This is a genomic window from Paraburkholderia heleia NBRC 101817 (assembly GCF_000739775.1).
Classification (GTDB): Bacteria; Pseudomonadota; Gammaproteobacteria; order Burkholderiales; family Burkholderiaceae; genus Paraburkholderia; species Paraburkholderia heleia.
The window spans coordinates 303,363-322,241 of record NZ_BBJH01000006.1 but is presented as its reverse complement, the minus strand read 5'-3'; the positions used below and the strand labels follow the sequence as shown (position 1 = coordinate 322,241).

General features: G+C 64.4%; 18 protein-coding genes. 10 read left to right on the top strand and 8 right to left on the bottom strand.

What is annotated here, in order from left to right; genetic code table 11:
• Nucleotides 1-138 precede the first annotated feature (138 nt).
• From rhaM to BHE01S_RS06995, 8 genes are all read left to right on the top strand, one after another.
• Nucleotides 139-453, top strand: a complete 315-nt coding sequence (gene rhaM / locus BHE01S_RS07030; protein WP_042261968.1) for an L-rhamnose mutarotase — start codon at nucleotides 139-141, stop codon at nucleotides 451-453.
• Nucleotides 454-473: 20 nt separating this feature from the next.
• Complete coding sequence (locus BHE01S_RS07025; RefSeq protein ID WP_042261966.1) at nucleotides 474-1,379, top strand: amidohydrolase family protein; 906 nt, start codon at nucleotides 474-476, stop codon at nucleotides 1,377-1,379.
• A gap of 27 nt (nucleotides 1,380-1,406) precedes the next feature.
• Complete coding sequence (locus BHE01S_RS07020; RefSeq protein ID WP_245639657.1) at nucleotides 1,407-2,948, top strand: sugar ABC transporter ATP-binding protein; 1,542 nt, start codon at nucleotides 1,407-1,409, stop codon at nucleotides 2,946-2,948.
• Complete coding sequence (locus BHE01S_RS07015; protein ID WP_042261964.1) at nucleotides 2,945-4,000, top strand: ABC transporter permease; 1,056 nt, start codon at nucleotides 2,945-2,947, stop codon at nucleotides 3,998-4,000. Before BHE01S_RS07020 ends, BHE01S_RS07015 begins: the two co-directional genes overlap by 4 nt.
• Nucleotides 3,993-5,012: an ABC transporter permease gene (locus BHE01S_RS07010; protein WP_042261961.1), complete on the top strand. Its 1,020-nt coding sequence runs from the start codon at nucleotides 3,993-3,995 to the stop codon at nucleotides 5,010-5,012. Before BHE01S_RS07015 ends, BHE01S_RS07010 begins: the two co-directional genes overlap by 8 nt.
• An 80-nt stretch (nucleotides 5,013-5,092) precedes the next feature.
• Entirely contained in the window at nucleotides 5,093-6,100 is a 1,008-nt protein-coding gene (gene rhaS, locus BHE01S_RS07005) for a rhamnose ABC transporter substrate-binding protein (RefSeq protein ID WP_042261959.1), read from the top strand.
• Between the two features lie 199 nt (nucleotides 6,101-6,299).
• Nucleotides 6,300-7,145 (top strand): alpha/beta hydrolase, encoded by an 846-nt coding sequence (locus BHE01S_RS07000; RefSeq protein WP_042261957.1) that lies wholly within the window; start codon nucleotides 6,300-6,302, stop codon nucleotides 7,143-7,145.
• A gap of 248 nt (nucleotides 7,146-7,393) precedes the next feature.
• Nucleotides 7,394-7,558, top strand: a complete 165-nt coding sequence (locus tag BHE01S_RS06995; RefSeq protein WP_042262158.1) for a DUF1328 family protein — start codon at nucleotides 7,394-7,396, stop codon at nucleotides 7,556-7,558.
• A 125-nt stretch (nucleotides 7,559-7,683) separates the two neighbouring features.
• Here the strand turns inward: BHE01S_RS06995 and BHE01S_RS06990 are convergent, their stop codons facing one another.
• The 6 genes from BHE01S_RS06990 to BHE01S_RS06965 all read right to left on the bottom strand — a co-directional run bounded on the left by BHE01S_RS06990 (nucleotide 7,684) and on the right by BHE01S_RS06965 (nucleotide 13,056).
• Complete coding sequence (locus BHE01S_RS06990; protein ID WP_042261953.1) at nucleotides 7,684-8,478, bottom strand: SDR family NAD(P)-dependent oxidoreductase; 795 nt, start codon at nucleotides 8,476-8,478, stop codon at nucleotides 7,684-7,686.
• A 155-nt stretch (nucleotides 8,479-8,633) separates the two neighbouring features.
• Nucleotides 8,634-10,766, bottom strand: coding sequence for a phosphocholine-specific phospholipase C (locus BHE01S_RS06985; protein ID WP_042261951.1), 2,133 nt, complete (start codon nucleotides 10,764-10,766; stop codon nucleotides 8,634-8,636).
• Between the two features lie 131 nt (nucleotides 10,767-10,897).
• A complete protein-coding gene (locus BHE01S_RS06980) occupies nucleotides 10,898-11,380 on the bottom strand; it encodes a PRC-barrel domain-containing protein (protein ID WP_042262156.1) in 483 nt (160 codons plus the stop codon).
• A 448-nt stretch (nucleotides 11,381-11,828) separates the two neighbouring features.
• Nucleotides 11,829-12,179 carry a response regulator gene (locus tag BHE01S_RS06975; protein WP_042261948.1) on the bottom strand — a complete coding sequence of 117 codons (351 nt, stop codon included), beginning with the start codon at nucleotides 12,177-12,179 and terminating at the stop codon, nucleotides 11,829-11,831.
• A gap of 166 nt (nucleotides 12,180-12,345) precedes the next feature.
• Nucleotides 12,346-12,648, bottom strand: coding sequence for a DUF2795 domain-containing protein (locus BHE01S_RS06970; RefSeq protein WP_042261946.1), 303 nt, complete (start codon nucleotides 12,646-12,648; stop codon nucleotides 12,346-12,348).
• A gap of 105 nt (nucleotides 12,649-12,753) precedes the next feature.
• On the bottom strand, nucleotides 12,754-13,056 hold the full coding sequence (locus BHE01S_RS06965; RefSeq protein WP_042261942.1) for a putative quinol monooxygenase: 303 nt from the start codon (nucleotides 13,054-13,056) through the stop codon (nucleotides 12,754-12,756).
• A gap of 168 nt (nucleotides 13,057-13,224) precedes the next feature.
• On the opposite strand from BHE01S_RS06965, the gene BHE01S_RS06960 reads away from it, so the two are divergent.
• Complete coding sequence (locus tag BHE01S_RS06960) at nucleotides 13,225-14,394, top strand: GGDEF domain-containing protein (RefSeq protein ID WP_042261938.1); 1,170 nt, start codon at nucleotides 13,225-13,227, stop codon at nucleotides 14,392-14,394.
• Nucleotides 14,395-14,984: 590 nt separating this feature from the next.
• On the top strand, nucleotides 14,985-16,286 hold the full coding sequence (gene cqsA / locus BHE01S_RS06955; RefSeq protein ID WP_042261935.1) for an alpha-hydroxyketone-type quorum-sensing autoinducer synthase: 1,302 nt from the start codon (nucleotides 14,985-14,987) through the stop codon (nucleotides 16,284-16,286).
• A gap of 100 nt (nucleotides 16,287-16,386) precedes the next feature.
• On the opposite strand, the gene BHE01S_RS06950 is transcribed toward cqsA, so the two are convergent.
• Nucleotides 16,387-17,412, bottom strand: a complete 1,026-nt coding sequence (locus BHE01S_RS06950; RefSeq protein WP_042261933.1) for a response regulator — start codon at nucleotides 17,410-17,412, stop codon at nucleotides 16,387-16,389.
• On the bottom strand, nucleotides 17,409-18,770 hold the full coding sequence (locus BHE01S_RS06945; RefSeq protein ID WP_245639656.1) for a sensor histidine kinase: 1,362 nt from the start codon (nucleotides 18,768-18,770) through the stop codon (nucleotides 17,409-17,411). The genes BHE01S_RS06950 and BHE01S_RS06945 overlap by 4 nt, the downstream gene beginning before the upstream one ends.
• Nucleotides 18,771-18,879: the final 109 nt, after the last annotated feature.

Here is an 18,879-nt window from a genome sequence, read left to right as displayed (position 1 = left end):
ATCACAGCGCAGCTAACCCCGTAAAAACGCGCGCAACCGCGTGCCGCGAAGCCAGGGCAAACACCGAGTCGACGCGTGCGCCAGGGGCAGACAGGCGGCATACGCGCTCGACGTAACGAGGCTGGACGGAGACACATCATGGAGACAATCGCGTTTCGCATGCAGCTCGATCCCGGTAAACGGGACGAATACGAGCGGCGTCACCGCGAAATCTGGCCCGAGCTCGCGGGCGCGCTGCGCGATGCGGGCGTGGAGCATTACCGCATCTTTCTCGACGAAGCGACGCACCATCTCTTTGCCGTGCTCGAACGCCGCGACGACCACAGCATGGACGCGCTGCCCGAACTGCCCGTCATGCGCAAATGGTGGGATTACATGGCCGACATCATGCAGACGGATGCACACAACGTGCCGCTGCAACAGCCGCTCGTGCAGGTCTTTCAGCTGTCTTGAGCACACGCGAGGAACATGCCATGCAGGTCGTCGATCCGCACGTCCACTTCTGGAACCTCGATACGCATCATTACCCGTGGCTCGCGAATCCGGGCACGTCCTTCGTGGGCGATGCGCGCGAACTCAGGCACAACTATCTGCCTGCCGACTTGCTGCGCGAGGCCGGCGACGTCGACGTGCTCAAGGTCGTGCACGTCGAGGCGAATCACGATCCGGACGATCCCGTGGAGGAAACGCGCTGGCTGGAAGGGCTCGCAGACATTGCCGTGAACGAGGGGGCGGCGCATGCATGGCCCGACGCGATCGTCGCGGCCTGCGATCTCAGCGCGCCCAATGCACCCGCCGTGCTCGAGGCGCATGCGGCGTTCGCGCGTACGCGCGGCATTCGCCAGATTCTCAACGTTCACGAAAACAAGCTCTACGACTACGTGGGCCGGCATTACATGCACGAGGCGACGTGGCGCGAGAACTTCGCGCTGCTGGAGACGTACGGTCTTTCGTTCGACCTGCAGCTTTACCCGTCGCAGATGGAAGAGGCGGCCGCACTCGCTCGTGCGCATCCCGGCATTCAGTTCGTGATCAATCACGCGGGCATGTTCGTCGACCGCAACAGCGTCGCGGGCTACCGCGCGTGGCGCGACGGCCTGCGCCTGCTTGCGGCATGCCCGAATGTGGCCGTGAAAATCAGCGGACTGGCGATGTTCGATCATGCGTGGAGCGTCGAGAGCCTGCGCCCTTATGTGCTGGAAACGATCGACGCATTCGGCGCGGATCGCGCGATGTTCGCCTCGAACTTTCCGGTGGACCGTCTGTTCAGCGCCTATCCGAAGCTTTGGCATGCGTATGCGTCGATCGTGAGCGGCGCGAGCGAGGGCGAAAACGCGGCGCTATTTCGCGGCAACGCCGAACGTATTTACCGCATTTGAGCGCGTGCGCAACCACAGGAGACCGGCGTGGAAGCAGAAGCAAAAATCAGGGCCGACGACACTGCACGGCTCGAACTGCGTAACGCGAGCAAGTCGTTCGGACGCGTGCGGGCGCTCATCGACGGCAGCTTGAGGCTCATGCCCGGCGAGGTGCACGCGCTGCTCGGCGAAAACGGCGCGGGCAAGTCGACGCTCGTGAAGATCCTTGCAGGCGTGTATCAGCCCGACGGCGGCGAAATGCGCATCGACGGCGTGGCGCGTGCGTTCGCAACGCCCAGCGAGGCGCGCGACGCCGGTATCGCGGTGATTTATCAGGAGCCCACACTGTTCTTCGATCTTTCGATTGCGGAGAACATCTACATGGGGCGTCAGCCCGTGGACCGCGTGGGCCGCATCGACTACGACACGATGCATCGCGAGGTCGCGGCACTGCTCCAGTCGCTCGGCGTCGAACTGAAGCCCGAACGGCTCGTGCGCGGACTTTCGATTGCGGACCAGCAGGTGATCGAAATTGCGAAGGCGCTTTCGCTCAACGCGAACGTGCTCGTCATGGACGAGCCCACGGCCGCACTATCGCTGCCCGAGGTCGAGCGGCTTTTTACGATCGCGCGCACGCTGCGCGAGCGCGGCGTGGCGATTCTCTTCATCACGCACCGGCTCGAAGAAGTCTTCGCACTCACACAGCACGTGACGATCATGCGCGACGGCGCCAAGGTGTTCAACGCGCCTACCGCAACGCTCAAGACCCAGGACATCGTCGCGAAGATGGTGGGACGCGACCTCGCCACGTTCTACCCGAAGGCCGACGTGCAACCGGGCGAAGTGATGCTGCGCGTGCGCGGCCTCACGCGCCGCGGCGTGTTCAAGGACATTTCGTTCGACGTGCGCGCGGGCGAGATCGTCGCGCTCGCGGGTCTCGTGGGCGCGGGACGCAGCGAAGTGGCACGCGCGATATTCGGCATCGATCCGTGCGACGCCGGGCAGGTTCAGATAGCGGGCAAGCCGCTGGCCTCCGGCATGCCCGCCGCCGCCGTGAAGGCAGGGCTCGCGCTCGTGCCCGAGGACCGGCGTCAGCAAGGTCTCGCGCTCGAACTGAGCATTGCGCGCAACGCGTCGCTCACGGTGCTCGGGCGGCTCGTGCGCTTCGGCCTCATTTCCACGGGGCGCGAAGTGGAGCTTGCCGGGCAGTGGGGCAAGCGCCTGCGCCTGAAGGCGAGCGATCTGAACGCACCCGTGGGTACGCTCTCGGGCGGCAACCAGCAAAAGGTGGTGCTCGGCAAGTGGCTCGCCACCGGGCCGAAGGTGCTCATCATCGACGAACCGACGCGCGGCATCGACGTGGGCGCGAAGGCCGAGGTCTACGGCGCGCTCGCGGAACTCGTGAAAGAGGGCATGGCCGTGCTGATGATTTCGAGCGAACTGCCCGAAGTGCTCGGCATGGCCGACCGCGTGCTCGTCATGCACGAAGGCCGCATCACCGCCGACATCGCCCGTGCCGACGCCAGCGAAGCGCGCATCATGAGCGCCGCGCTCGGCGAATCCAGCATTCATCTGGGGCACGCCGCATGATGCGCCATTCCACTTCTCCTCATCCCCTGCACGGCGGCGAACCGCGCCCGCTGAGGCGCAACGCGGGTGCGTTGGCCGAAGCGCTGGCGCGCAGCCGCGAGACCACGCTTTTCGTGGTCCTGCTGCTGATCGTGGGCGGCACGGCGCTCGCGCGGCCGCAATTCCTCAACCTGCAGAATCTGCGCGACGTGCTGCTCAACGTCTCCATCGTGAGCTTGCTCACGGCGGGCATGACGATCGTGATCCTGATGCGCCATATCGATCTCTCGATCGGTTCGACGGTCGGCATCAGCGCTTATGGCGTGGGTAGTCTCTACGTGGCGTTCCCGCATATGCCCGTGCTCGCGGCGTTGATCGCCGGGCTCGCCATCGGACTCGTTGCGGGTGCAATCAATGCGTTGCTCGTGGCCGTGGGGCGCGTGCCGTCGCTCGTCGCGACGCTTTCCACGCTCTACATCTTTCGCGGCGCCGATTACGCGTGGGTGCACGGCGGGCAGATCAACGCCACGAGCCTGCCCGACGCGTTTTCGCGGCTCGCCACAGGCTCGGTGCTCGGCATTCCGGTGCTGGCGCTCATCGCGATCGTGCTGCTGGCGGCGCTCTCCGTCTATCTCAAGCAGTTCCGGCCGGGCCGCGAGTACTACGCGATCGGCTCGAACCCCGAGGCGGCGCGCCTTGCCGGCATCAACGTGGAGCGCCGCGTCGCGACGGGCTTTTTGATCAGCGGCGCAATTGCGGGCCTGGCTGGCGCGCTGTGGCTCGCGCGCTTCGGCACCGTGGAGGCGAGCACCGCGAAGGGGATCGAGCTGCAGGTGGTCGCGGCCGCCGTGGTCGGCAGTGTGGCGATCACGGGCGGCGTGGGCACGATACTCGGCGCGACGCTCGGCGCGCTCGTGCTCGGCGTGATCAGCATCGCGCTCGTGGTGCTGCACGTCTCGCCGTTCTGGGAGCAGGCGATTCAGGGCGCGCTGATCGTGGCCGCCATTGCCGCCGATACGCTGCTCGCCCGCTCAGTGGCAAAACGCATGATGAGGAAACGCGACCATGGCTAGGAACGCCCCGAAACCCGACGCCGCGCTGCTCACGCGCAAGCCCGGCTTGCCGCTTGACTGGGAAGCGCTGCTCGTCGTCATTCTCATGGCATCGCTGGTGGTGGGGCGCGTGCTCTCGCCTGTGTTCCTCACGGGCGCGAACATCAGCAACGTGCTGGCGGACCTCACCGAAGTCGCACTCATGGCGTTGCCGATGACGCTCATCATCGTTGCCGCCGAAATCGATCTTTCGGTGGCCTCGGTGCTCGGCGCATCGAGCGCCTTGCTGGGCGTCCTGTGGCACATGGGCTTGCCGATGCCGGTCGCCATGGCGCTCGTGCTCGTGGCGGGCGGCCTCGCAGGTCTTTTCAACGGTCTCGTGATCGTGAAGCTCAATCTGCCTTCGCTCGCGGTGACGATCGGCACGCTCGCGCTGTTTCGCGGGCTGGCTTACGTGTTGCTCGGCGACCAGGCGATTGCCGACTTTCCGCCGGGTTATACGCTCTTCGGCATGAGCAACCTGGGCAGCACGTTCATCCCGTTGCCGTTCCTGATCGTCGCGGCGTGCGCCATCGTGTTCACGATATGGCTGCAGGCCACAGCGTTCGGCCGCAGCCTCTTCGCGATCGGTGCGAACAGTACGGCCGCGTCGTTCTCGGGCATCGACGTGCCGAAGATCAAGCTGCGCCTGTTCATGCTCTCGGGCGTGATGAGCGCGCTCGCGGGCATGGTCTATACGCTGCGCTTCACGAGCGCGCGGGGCGACAACGGCGAGGGCTTCGAGCTTTCGGTGATCGCGGCGGTGCTGTTTGGCGGCGTAAGCATTTTTGGCGGGCGCGGGTCGATGTATGGCGTACTGCTCTCGCTGCTGATCGTCGGTGTGCTGAAGAACGCGCTCACGCTCGTCGATGTGTCGAGCGAAACGCTCACGATCGTGACCGGGGCGCTGCTGCTGGCTTCGGTGCTGATCCCGAATCTCGCCGCCCGCTGGCGCACGATGCGCGACCGCCGCGCGCTGGCGCGGGCGGCTTGAGCGTGGCGTGAAAACAGGCAGGGAAGTCAAGAGGCAGTCAATCAGCCGGACGCGTCCGGTACCCATCGAGGAGACGAGTCATGAGAAAGCCAGTACGTCACGTGTGTACGGCCTTGCTGTGCGCGATGCTAATGGGAGGCAGCGTCGCGGCGCACGCGGCCGGCATCAAGGAGGGGTTGAAGATCGCGTTCGTGCCCAAGCAGATCAACAACCCCTACGAGGTGATCGCCGATAACGGCGGCATGGACGCAATCAAGGCGTTCAAGGGCGACGGCAAGGTGGTCGGACCTTCGGACGCGGGCGCGTCCTCGCAGGTCTCGTACATCAATACGCTCACCACGCAGCACCAGGACGCGATCGTCATTGCGGCCAACGATGCGAATGCGCTCGTGCCGTATTTGAAGCGCGCAATGGATCAAGGCATCAAGGTCGTCACGTTCGACTCGGACACGGCGCCCGAAGGGCGGCAGATCTTCGTGAACCAGGCGAACGCGGAAAGCATCGGCCGCGGCCAGATCCAGCTCGTTTCGAAGCTGATGGGCGGCGAGGGCGAGTTCGCGATTCTTTCGGCCACGCCCAACGCGACGAACCAGAATACCTGGATCAAGTGGATGCAGGAAGAACTGAAGAAGCCCGAGTATTCGAAGATGAAGCTCGTGAAAATCGCCTACGGCAACGACGACGACCAGAAGTCCTTTGTCGAGACGCAGGGCTTGCTGCAGGCGTATCCGAACCTGAAGGCAATCGTTGCGCCCACATCGGTCGGCATCGCAGCAGCGGCGCGTTATATCTCTTCGTCGCCGAGCAAAGGCAAGGTGGCGGTGACGGGTCTCGGCACGCCTAACCAGATGCGCGCGTTCGTGAAGAACGGCACCGTGAAGGCGTTCCAGCTTTGGGATCCGGGTGCACTCGGCTATCTCGCCGCGTATGCGGCGGCCAATCTGGCTTCAGGCACGATCACGGGCAAGGAAGGCGAGTCGTTTGACGCGGGCAAGCTCGGCAAACGCACGATCGGCAAGGGCGGTGAGGTGATTCTCGGGCCGCCCACGACGTTCGATGCTTCGAATATCGATAACTTCAACTTCTGATTCACGTTGCGGGTTTGAGGGGCAGGGGCTGAGGCTCGGCCGCCATCCCCTTTCACTGGATACAGTATTCGGGAAAAAAATGGGATAGGATCATTGTCGCCCATTCGTATGGCACGCTGAAATTTGGTTGTAAGTGGCCCTTGTTAGAGTCGACGAAAGCAGTGGTCTTTCGTGGCAGTCAACACAAGAGCGACTTCTCATGGCTATAGTCCGCGCATGCTGGTTCGTTCTGGCGCTGCTTCTCAGTGCACCCGTCTGGGCCTACCAGACGCGTGTCGTTTCGATTCCCAGCGCGGCGATGCAGCGCTCGTTCGACGCGACCGTCGTTTTGCCCGACGACTACGCGCGCGGCAACCACGCCGCGCGCTTTCCGGTCATCTACGTGCTGCACGGCTCGGGCGGCAGCTATGCCGACTGGACCTCGAACACCCGCATCGGCAAGCTCGCCGACCGTTATCACGTGGTGCTCGTGATGCCGGACGGCGGTCACGAGAGCTGGTACATCGACAGCCCGTTCGACCGGAGCAGTCGTTATGAAACGTATGTGGGCAGCGAGGTCGTGTCGTATATCGACACGCATTTCCGCACGATCGCCACGCGCGAGGCGCGCGCGATCACGGGTTTGAGCATGGGCGGATTCGGTGCGCTGCGCATCGCGCTGGACCGGCAGGAGACGTTCGGCGCGGCCGGCAGCATTAGCGGCGCCGTCGATCCGCGCAACTGCGAGGACGAACCCGGCATCGATCACGTATTCGGCGATCCCGCGCGGCACGCGTCGTTCTGGAACAGCAATGCGATCGTGGATAGCGCTCAGGACTTCGAACACGCCCATATCGCGCTCACCATCGACTGCGGCGTGAGCGACTTCTTCGTGCAATCGAATCGGATGCTGCACGAAAAGCTCGTCGAACTCAGCGTGCCTCACGATTACGCGGAACGTCCAGGCGGCCATACGTGGTCCTATTGGTCGAACTCGATCCGCTACCAGGTGCTTTTCTTCGCTACGGCGTTCCAGCGCGCCGGCTGGCATCCGCAAGTGGCGTAACGCGTCACGAAGCGCGCGCTTTTGCGGCGCGCGCGTGTTTGCCAACATCCTGCCAATATCATTGCGTCACGCCATTTCCCGCGAGTGCCTGCCCGGTCTCGGGCACCGCGCTTGCTGTCATGATCCTGCAGGGGCGGGCGCGTTGATCCGTCCTGCTCAACCAGATGCCGGGCATCGGGCGACCGCACGCGGCGCCGGGGCGCGGCGACCACCCTTGAGCCGGCTCGCGCCGGATGCAGGAGGACGTCATGCTTCAATACGCTGTCATTTTCTTTATCATCGCGATCATTGCCGCCGTGTTCGGTTTCGGCGGCATCGCGGCGGGTGCGGCATCGATCGCCAAGATCCTGTTCTTCATCTTCCTCGTGATCTTCCTCGTCACGTTGTTGCTTGGCGTCATGAGAAGGGGCTAGTCAGCGAGCGACGCTGGTTGCGGCCGAAGCGCAGCCCGCCCGCGCGGGCTGCATTGTTGCATTCGACGGCTGCGTCTCGATGATTCGTATGACGAATTAAATCATTTCGCTCAGAGCCGGAGACGTCACGCGATGGTATCCACCACGCCGCCGTCCACGCGCAGGGCCGCGCCCGTGGTTGCGGAAGCCTCTTTCGAACACGCATAGACGATCATGTTCGCCACTTCCTCCACGCTCGCCGCGCGCCGGATGATGGAAGAGGCACGATGCGTCTGCACGAACTGCGCGGCGACCTCCTCGACAGTTTTGCCCGAAGCGGCCACTTCGTCCTTCAGCATGTGCGTCACGCCATCCGAGAGTGTCGGGCCCGGCAGCACCGAATTGACCGTGACGCCCGTGCCCGCAAGGCGCTTGGCGAGGCCGCGCGCGAGTGCGAGTTGCGCGGTCTTCGTCATGCCGTAGTGGATCATGTCGGCGGGAATGTTCAATCCCGATTCCGACGAGATGAACACGATGCGCCCCCAGCCGCGCTTGACCATTGAATTCGCATAGGCGCGCGAGAGACGCACGCCCGACATTACGTTGGTTTCGAAGAAGCGCAGCCACTCGTCATCGGGAATCTCGAAAAATTCCTGCAACTGAAACACGCCGAGATTGTTCACGAGAATGTCCACCTGCGGATGCGCCTTCACGAGCGCGTCGCATCCTTGAGCGGTGGAAAGATCGCCGACGAAGCCCTGCACCCGCGCGCCGGGCGCAGCGGCGCGCAGCGCAGCCTCGGCTTCGCGCACGTTTCCGGTGTGACGGCTGCTGACGATCACGTCGGCGCCCGCGAGCGCGAGGCCCCTGGCCGCGGCAAGACCGATGCCCGCCGCCGAGCCGGTGACGAGCGCGAGTTTTCCAGTCAGATCGATTTTCATGCGGGCTCCTTGAGGGGGGCTGACCACGCCTGCGAACGCGTGTCGAACGCGCATTGAACGCGTATCGAACGTTCCGGACGCAACGTCGCGCGCGGCCATCGTGAAGGGAACGGGCAGTGTACCGTGCAGGCGCTCCGGATGCTGACTCAGGCGTCTCACGCACCCATCGCCGGATCGCTCACGCTGTCCCTGCCGGTTTCCACCCGGCCCGCGAAGCGCCTTAGCACGCCGTTCTCGGCGCTCAGCGTGAAGTCGTACCAGCCGCCCGAATCCGCGAGCGCCCAGGTCGAGTGCACCTGTTCGCCGGGGCGCAACGCATGAGTCCAGGGGCCGTCCGTGCGGTAGGCATTGGCCGCCAGGCGCAGGTTCGAAGCCTCGCTCGCGCGATTCGCGATGTTCAGTTCGAGTGCATCGCTCGCGGGGTCGTACCGCACGCGCACTTCAGGATTGGGCCCATGCGCCGCCGCGCGCACGTTGCCCTCGAAGTGGCGATGAAAACCGTTCGGGCCAAGCACCCACAGGCGGTATGCGCCGTCGTCGGCGGCGGTGGGCGTCCACGTGTCGCGCAGCGTCTTGCCTGCTTCGACGGTGTAGCGGCGCGGCGACCTGTCGAGGTGAAGCGTGTCGTACACGTGAAAAACGGCGCCAGCTTTCCCTTCGTTGCCGAACTCCAGTTGAACCTTGTGATGACGCCCGTCGACGCTCGCATCCACGTTGAGGCGGTACGGCAGCGCGCGCGAGGGCCGCGTCTTGCGTGCCTGTTGCGGCATGGTCTGCGTGTCGGGCTGTGGCGCCGGCACGGGCTGGAGCGCGTTCTGCTGCTTGTTCAGCGCATCGGCCTGCGCTTTCGTCGGCGCGGAAAACGCCGGCACGGGCGTTTCATTCGGTGTGCTGAAGTTGAATGCCGAGGTGAGGTCGCCGAATACCGCACGCCGCCACGGGCTGATATTCGGTTCGCGCACGCCGAAGCGCGTTTCGACAAAGCGCAGCACCGACGTGTGATCGAACACTTCGGAGTTCACATAGCCGCCCGTGCTCCACGGCGAGACGACGATCATCGGCACGCGCGGCCCGGGTCCGAACGGCAAGCCGTCTGGCGCGACCGGCTTGCCGTCGCCTGGCGGGTTCGGCATGGTGAAGTATTCGTGGCGGGTGCTGGCCGTGGATTTTCCTGCGTATCCACCGCCCTTGATGGGCGAGGGCGGACAAGGCGGCGGCATGTGATCGAAGAAGCAATCGTTCTCGTCGAAGTTCACGAAGAGCACGGTCTTGCTCCAGATTTCCGGGTTGCGCGTCAACGCTTCGAGCAGCTTCTGCAGATAGTACGCACCCTGGCCTGGCGTCGAAACGGCGGGGTGTTCGGAGTAGGCCGGCGGCGCGATGATCCAGCTCACCTGAGGCAACTGGTTCGCCGCAATGTCGTCATTGAGCGCCTGCAGGAAGCCGCCGTCTGGCATCGTATTGCCGACGCCTTTATAGAGCGGCTCGCGTGCGTCGAGCACCGGGTTCCACGGCACGTTGGGCGAGCCTTCGATGGCCTCGAGCACCTTGCGATAGCTCGCGAACCCGACGAGCGGATTGTCGGTGTAGTTATCGGGCTGGTTTTCGTACACCTTCCACGTCACGCCTGCGGCCTGCAAGCGCTCCGGATACGTCGTCCATTTCAGGCCCGTGGACGGCGCGCCAATGTTGTCCCAACCATTGTTGTCGACCACGGCATAAGACGAAGCCGTGGGGCCGTTCGTGCCGGTGAACAGAAAGAGCCGGTTCGCATTGGTGCCGCCGTGCAGCGAGCAATAGTAGGCATCGCAGACCGTGAAGGCGTTGACGAGCGCGAAATGAAACGGCAGGTCCCAGGCCTGAAAATAGCCCATCGAGGCTTCGCCCTTGAACTTTGGCCAATGCGTCATGCGGCCATGGTCCCAGGCCTCGTGGGCGTCGGCCCAGTTGTGCGCGCCGCCCGCGAGCAACGCGTTGCCCATGCGGCTGTCCAGGTAGAACGGCAGCAGCGTGCGTGTGCCGTCGCTTTGCTGCCACACGTTGGCACCGTCGGGTAACGGGATCGTGATGCGGTCCGAGAAGCCGCGCACCCCGGGCAGCGTGCCGAAGTAGTGATCGAACGCGCGGTTTTCCTGCATGAAGATGACGATATGCTGCACGTCTTCAATGGTTCCGGTTGTGTTGTCTGCGGGAATGGCCAGCGCCCGCTGGATGGCGGGTGAAGTCATGCTGAGCGCCGCACCCGCGGCGGCGGCGCGAAGGAAATCACGGCGGTCCATCGAAGTCATGGTGGGTTCGCGTTATTGTCGTTGTGTCAGGGCCTGCTATTAGCGTGAACAGGCCCCGGCGACCATTAGCATGACACGTTGGCGCCGCGGCGGGCGCTTGATGAAGGGTTGTCGGTGCGCGTGCAGGCGCGTCAGAGCTTCACGCCTCCGGCCTCCGGCGGCTCCCGACCCGGCGGCTCGTCCAGCGGCAGGCTCGCGGCGTCGTTGCTCCAGTACGGCTCCCGGCCATAGTACTGGTGCACGGAACTGGCCCAGGTGCGGTCCGCCATCGAGGGCCATTCGCCCTTGTCGAAGCCCGGCGCGTTCTTCACGCGCTCGGAGTTGAGCGCGATGACGAAGCACTTGCGCGCCGCGTCGAGCGTGAGGGCATTCCACGGCACCGCCAGCAGCTTGTCGCCAATGCCGAGAAAGCCGCCGCTCGACATCACCAGGTAGGCAATGCAGCCGCTTTCCACGTCGAGCATGATCTCCTTGACCTTGCCGACTTCGTCGCCGTCCGAACTCAGCACGCGGTCGCCGACCAGCGTACTGGCCGCCATCACTTCCGGGCCGGGGCCCGGCGTTGCCGGGCGGTTGCGGCCGACGATGCGTGCGCCGTCGCCGCCGGGCGACACAGAGCTCTTGCCGCCGCCGTCGAGGCCCGCGCCTTTGCGCCACACTTCCTTGCCTTGCTCAGAGAGCTCGCCGCTGCTGTGGGTGGCGTCGGGCTCGGTGCCGTGCACGGCCATATCGCCGCCCGGCGGCTCCGTGGCGCCCTTCTTCTCGCGCTTGCGTTGCGCCACGCGCTCGTCGTGCGACCGGCCTGCGTATTCGCTCATTTCGACCTCCTTCGGATATGCGCATCGCATCACGACGCGGTGCGCCCAGGGTTCGATCCCATGCCAGCCCCAAATGGACCGGCCTCGCCGACTCTCCAGCATCGGTCATGCCGTGGCGTGCCAGGCGAGGCATTCGATCAGGGACCAGTCAGGATGCCGAATCAGGTCAACACCTACGAACCGGCGCGTCAGTCGCTACAACGATGATGTAAATCGTTCATGCGATGAACGAGGCTCAAGCTTGTCAGGGTGTGGCGACCCGGTGGAGGATGTCGAGCAGTTGCGAAACCGCGAAGGGCTTGCGCAGGAAGCCCACGACGTCGGCGTCGGCGGGCGGGGTGACGAGCGCGGAGACGAGCACGAGCGGCACGCCCGCGAGCTTGCTGCTGCGCCTCATTTCGCGCATGAGGGAGAGACCGTCCATGCCCGGCATCATGCAGTCGGAGATCACGACATCGGGAGGGTCGTCGAGCGCGCTTTGCAGGGCATCCGAACCGTCTGCGGCGGTCCTGACCCGATAACCCTCCTGCCCGACCAGTTCCTTGAGCGCGTCGAGCGCGTTCGTGTCGTCGTCGACTAGTAATACGGTTGCCATACGTTTCGTGCGTGAGCGGCCCGGCCAATCATGGCGGCTGTGCCTTTGTTCTTCGCGATTGCGTCGCGGCGGACCGGCGGTCTCCGGCGGCCGTTCACAGCACGCAATTCCTGTTCCCGCGGCACGCAATCGAGGTCAGCCGCCGGCATCGTTTCCGTTTCGTTCGTCATCCTTGCTTCGCCGCGCCCCGTTGGGCGATCGTGCCGCGCGCGCCCAGTTGCGCCGCGACGATGAGCGCCGAGACTTCGGGAAAGCTGCCGAACGCCTCGTCGGGCAGGCGGCGCAAGGCGTCGATCACGTCGCGCGGCGCGCCGCTGCGCTCGGCGCATTCGATCAGCGTGGCGGGGTGGGCGGGCCACGTGACACGTTCGAGGGCGTGCAGCACGCGCCCGCTCAGCGCCTCTGCGTTCGAACGCGCCGCGTCCGGGGTATCAGCCCGGGTTGCCTCGCAAGCGGAACCAGGCTTCATCGGCTTCTCCTTCGAAAATCGCGACGCCTCCCGCAGGCGCCATTCCTGGCGCCTTTTCCCTGTGCGCGCAGGCGCGCACGTCTTCTCGGGCAATCTGGCGGCAGTTCAGCCGGGAAGCTTGTCGGCGAGCACGTCTGCGCGGCGGATCTGTGGCGGCGCAGCCAGCAGCTCACCTGCGCGCGCCATCAATGCCGCGGCCACCTGGCCGTTCAGATGCGCGTTGCGGCCGGCTTCGTCGTCGAATGCGTCGAAGATCGCAAACGTGGCAGCGTCGAAGCGCACGCCGAACCAGGCCAGCGTGGCGGGTTCGGCATCGACCAACGGCTTCGCGCTCGCGAGAAATGCCGCCAGTTCCTCTTCCTTGCCGGGCTGCGCGTGCAGCTCGACGTATAACGCATGGTGGGTCATGACATGGCTCCTGTCAGGTCGTGGCGTCTCAGGCATGGTCGCGGTCCTTTGGGGCGTTCGTCAAGCGTTGGTAGGGCGCGGCGGATTTTTCCCGCCTGCCGCCGGCCGGAGCGAATGTTTTTCAAAATGATGCCGTAAACTCGGACATATCTTCAGACCACGCCGTACATGCTAGATCCGGTCAATATTCTTCTTGTCACGGTGCTTTCGAGCATCATGAGCCTCGCCATTCTCGGCTCGTTGCGGCCTGCGGGTATTCCCGGTGTCGGGCGCTGGATCGGCGCCTACCTGATGGCAAGCGTCGCGATCCTGCTCGCCGGCATGCAACGGCTCGGCGTGCCGATCCTCACCGTCTTCGTTTCGAATACGCTGCTGGCGCTAGCCGTGGTGCACATACTCGAGGGTTGCCGCGAGTTCTTCGGGCTCAAGCCGCGTGTGCCGCTCGCCTACGCGGGAACCGTTGCGCTCGCAACGGGTATTGTGTGGTGGTACTGGGTCACGCCCAGCCTCGGCGCACGCGTGGCCGTCGTCTCTGCGTTCCATGCGGCCATTTACGCGTCGATCGGCTGGCTCGCATGGCGTTGCCGGCCGCCCGCGCGCCCCGTCTACAGCTACCGGTTCGTGACGCTGGCGGCCTGGCTGGGCGCATTCGCGCACGCGCTGCGCGGGGTGATGTACGGCGGCGGCTTCGTGAAGCAGTACGGGCTGCTCGACTCCACGCCGCTCAACGTCGCGTGGCTTGCACTCGGCATTCTCGTGCTGCCCGCGATTTCGATCGGCATGGTTCTGCTCGCGCACGATCGTATGGCCGAACGGCTCGAACGCCTCGCGAACCAGGACGAACTGACCGGCGCGCTTACGCGCCGCGCCTTTCTCGCCCAGGCGAGCGCGTCGCTCGAAGGCGCGCGCGAGAAGGGCCAGCGGGTCGCGTTCGCGATCGTCGATATCGATCACTTCAAGTCGATCAACGACCGCTACGGACACGCCGCAGGCGACCGCGTGCTCGCGCAGTTCTGCCGCGTCGTGAAGGGCGGCGTGCGCGCGGAAGACGTATTCGGCCGCCTCGGCGGGGAGGAATTCGCGTTGCTCTTCGTGGGCACGACCCGCGACGATGTCGTGACGCGGCTCGATGAATTGCGCGTGCTGACACTCTCCGTGCGCCGCAGCGCCGACACTCTCGCGGCCGAGTCCGGCCAGGAGGCCCATGACGGCCTGACGTTCAGCGCAGGCGTGGACGAACTCCAGGCGCAAGACTCGCTCGCCACATTGATGGCGCGCGCCGACGCCGCGCTGTACGTCGCCAAGTCACGCGGACGCGACCGCGTCGTGGCCATCTGACGATTCCGCCAGTCTCCTTCGCGCAATTCATGCGCGATGAATCAATGCTCGCGCCCTTTCGCGGCGCGACGGGCAATCCTTGTCGAAACTCCATGCGCTACGCATAGTTGCGCACTGCGAAGGACTTAACAGCGCTGTTTTTAAACGATAATTATCAATGGCGCGACTGACGTTGCGTGCAGCGTGAAGGCGCTTTCGCTGCATGACGTGCATGGTCCAGGTGGCCTCCCGTGGCGCGCCTCAAATATTTTCGGGCGGGCGTTTCTTCCCTTGTACCCAGTGGCGATCACGCGAAGCGGGATTCGTGCGGATATGAGGGCGCCTGCTCCCGGCGCCCCGCGCCCGCATTGGTTTTCTCTCAAGCGCGCTCTGGCGCCGCCGGCCGTGACCGCTCCCCGCCGCGCGCCGCGACTCACGCGCTTGCCAGTCATTGCATCACCCACATTCGAAAGTCCGCTGCCGGAATGCGCACGTGAGGCCTCATCGCGCGTGCCGTTTCGCTGCGGGCACATTACGGGCCTGCCTTTCGGAATCCACCCTGACCAGACAAGTCGCCTCCGGGGCCGGCCTTTAACCACAAGGAGCCTGAGATGAAAGTTGGCAGCAACTGGCGTAACGCACATAACAACGACGCGGCATTGCCCGCATTCCTCGCAGCACGTGTCGATCGGTACTACACCGAGCGCGTGCAGGAAAGCTGGGCCGGGGGCCACATTATGAAGGGCCGTGTTGCCGATGCCGATGCCTTGCACCTTTCGAGTAACGACTACCTTTCGATTGCGCGCCACCCCGAGATTCTCGATGCAATGTGCATGAGTATCCGCTCGGAAGGTAACGGCCTGTTGATGTCGGGCGTGTTCCTGCACGGCGACGATTGCCCGCAGCTCGCGCTCGAAGACCGCTTCGCGTCCTACATGGGGGCCGAAGCGAGCGTGCTGTGCCAGTCGGGTTTTGCCGCGAATACGGGGCTGATCCAGTCGATCGCCAATGCGCAGACGCCGGTATACGTCGACATGATGGCGCACATGTCGCTTTGGGAAGGCATACGCAGCGCCGGTGCGCGCGCGATCAGTTTCTTCCACAACGACGTCGATCATCTCGAGCAGCGCATCCAGCGTTACGGGGCCGGGATCGTGATCGTCGATTCGGTGTACAGCACGAACGGCAGCGTGGCGCCGCTCACGGCGATTGCCGAGGTGTGCGCCGAGCACGACTGCGTGCTGGTCGTGGACGAATCGCATTCGCTCGGCACGCACGGGCCGCACGGTGCGGGCATGGTGGCCGAACTCGGACTCATCGACCGCGTGCATTTCCGCACCGCGAGTCTTGCGAAGGCGTTTGCCGGGCGCGCGGGCATCATCAGCTGTTCGCGCCGGTTTCAGGAGTATTTCAAGTGCGAGGCGCTGCCCGCCATTTTCAGTTCGACGCTGCTGCCGCACGAAACCGCAGGTCTCGCGGCGACGCTTGGCGTGATCGAGCGCGAAGACTGGCGGCGCGCGCGCGTCGCGGCCAACGCGCGTTACGTGCGCTCACGGCTGGCCGAGCTTGGCTACAACCTGAACGGCAGCGAAACGCAGATCATTGCGCTCGAAGCCGGGCCGGAACCGCAGACGATCGTGTTGCGCGACGCGCTCGAGGCGCGCGGCATTTTCGGTTCGGTGTTCTGTGCGCCCGCCACGGCGCAGAACCGCTCGCTTGTGCGGCTCTCGCTCAATGCGGCGCTGTGCGAGGAGGAACTGGAACGGCTCGTGGACGTGTGCGCGGAGATTCGCGACGAGGTGCAGATGTGGAACTGGCCGTCCACGCGCCGCAACGAACGCAACGCGGGCCGTGCGCGCGTGCGTATGCCGCAGCCTGTGGTGAGCATGCCGATGGTGGCCGTGGCGGCCTGAGCCGCGCGCGGTCGAGGCGGGATGGAGCGAGACAGCGACAAGCGTGGGGGGCGCCCGATTGACGGCCTGCGAAAAACGCGGCGTCAATCAGCGCCATAAATCAGGGCGAGTCCCACGCTGCCTGGATCTCCCGGTCCAGCTGATCGAGATGCCGGTCGTAGGGCAGCACGTTGTCGAGCGCGAGCCCCGCCGGCTTCTTCACCACGGCGTAGAGATAGCGGCGGTCGCCGTGAAACTCCGATGCGGGGTGCATATACGGCTGCCATTCCACGCACTGTGACGGGTAATAGCCTTCCGTGCGCCAGAAGTAGGGCAGGCTGCGACGGCTGTCGAGTTCCGCGAGAAAGCTTGTGGGCGCACCCTGTTCGACGGCGATTTCGCGCACGCCGCGCAGCGATTCGTCGGTGTGAATGACGAGCAGGTACGCGGTGCCGACACCGTCGAACATCAGGAGTCCGTGCGGCTGGTACGAGAGATAGTGCTCGACGATACCCAGGGAATCGGCAATGCCCTTCACGTGCGCGGCGAGGGCATGATCCTTGAGGAAGGCATATTCGGAAACGGCGAGCGCGTCGAGCACCGTGCTGCAGCAGCGGTCGAAATACGCGCGCTGCATATCGTCGATCGCCTGATTCAGCGTTTCCACCGCATCGACTTCATGCTTGCGGATGAAGCGGTCGATCAACCCTTCGTTGAAGCTCTTCACGGCCACGTGCTCGTCGGCTTTGCCGGTCAGCACGATTTTCCTGATCGACGGGTCGGTGATGCGGCGGCAAAACTCCATGCCGTTGAGTTCGGGCATGTCGTAATCGACCACCACGACCGAAACCGACTCGAAGCGCGAGGCGTTATGTACGAGGCTACGTATCGCATCGACGCGCATGGCGATGACCTGGTGCGCGTCGTTTTCTTCGGTGCGGTCCAGATAGGGGCTGAAGATAGGCTCTGCCGCGCGGTCGTGCGGCGCACGGCCATTGAGGAACTTCAGCGCCTCGGAGGGCGAGCTGAACAGGCGGAAGGCCAGGTCGGGGTCGAGTTGCAGGCTCAGGTTCGAAAGGAACGCGGCGCTGTCGTCGACGAATGCGACGGTGGTCGGATAGGAGAACGGCTGAATGGCTTTCGTCATGGCGCAGGGAATGTCAAAACGAACTCGGTATATTCGCCTTTTACGGAAGAGCAGGTAATTGCTCCACCCATCGCTTGCATGACATCGCGGCAGAATGCCAGCCCGATTCCTGCTCCGAGCGTCACGTCATCGGTGGCGGTTGTCGAAGTATAAAAGCGCGTGAAGATGTGCGGCAATACCTCAGGGGAAATACCTGTGCCCGTGTCGCTGAAAATCAAACGATTGGCCCTTTGCCCTGATTCAAGACGGATCGAAATCTGCGCGCCCTCGATGCTGCCCATATGCCGGAAGGCATTTTTGAGCAGATTGAAGAGCACGTGAACGGTAAGCATTTCAGATCCGTGGAATTCGAAATCGGGGCGCAGGTTGCAGATTACCCGACGCCGGTCGCCTTCGCGAAACGGAAAACGCGCGAGCGCGGTTTCCACACAGTGTGCGATGGAACACGTCGTTGCGTTTTGCATGTTGCCGCCCGTGAAACGCGCCGTGGCGAGCAGCATGTCGATGATGGCGTTCGAATGCAGTGCTTCTTGTTCAATGCGGCCGACCACACCTTGCAGGGAATGCAGATGCGCCACGCGTATTTTGGGCACGGGCAAGCGGCTGCGCTGGGCGAGTTGATAGGTATCGAGCAGCGCGGGCAAATAGCGCATGAGGCCCGCGGCGCCCACGCGTATCGCCACGAGCGGCGTGCGCAGTTCGTGCGCCACGCTGCCGGCCGTGGCCAGCATGGCGCGCTCCTGTTCGATCTGAATGCGGTCCTGATCGTAATTGGCCACCGCGCCGATCGCCACGGCGAACGAAAAGATCGCCAGATGCGTGAGGTAGTTCGGCCCGAGCACGACGGGGTAGGTGGTGAGGCAGTACGCGATCACCGCGAGGCTGATGCCCGCGAGAAACTGCAGGACGAGCATGAGCCAGTCGAGCAGCAGCACCATCACGAACGCCGCGATCAGCGCGCTTTCCACCCACACTTCGTTGCCGTTGTTCTTGAGCAGCATGAACGTGAAAAAGAACGGCAGTGCGTAGAGCGTGCAGAAGTACCAGTACCACGGCAGCAGCTTTTTCAGTGCGGCGGGCCAGCGCTCGAACGCGAGTATCGGCACGAACAGCAATGAGCCGATCAGGCGCAGCGTGAGATTTTCATACGGCTGAGGAAAGAGGTCTTTCCAGACGTAGTAGTAAAGCGGGAAGCCCACGCTCGCCACCACGGCGAGCGGGCGCATGCGGCGCTTCACGTATTGCAGGTTGCGCAGCGCGGGCGCGAAGGCGCGCACGAAGCGCGGACGCATCGACGCCCAGGCTCGCCTCAGTCGCACCGAGGTTCTTGAAACGTTCATCAGGATGGAATCGCTCATCGTTCTGGCCGGCGCGCGTGACCCGGCCGGTCTTCTTGCGTCTCGCTTTTTTGGTGCCCCGTTTTACCGTTGGGGTCGCGTGATCGGACCCCGTCTCCGCTGCGCAAAG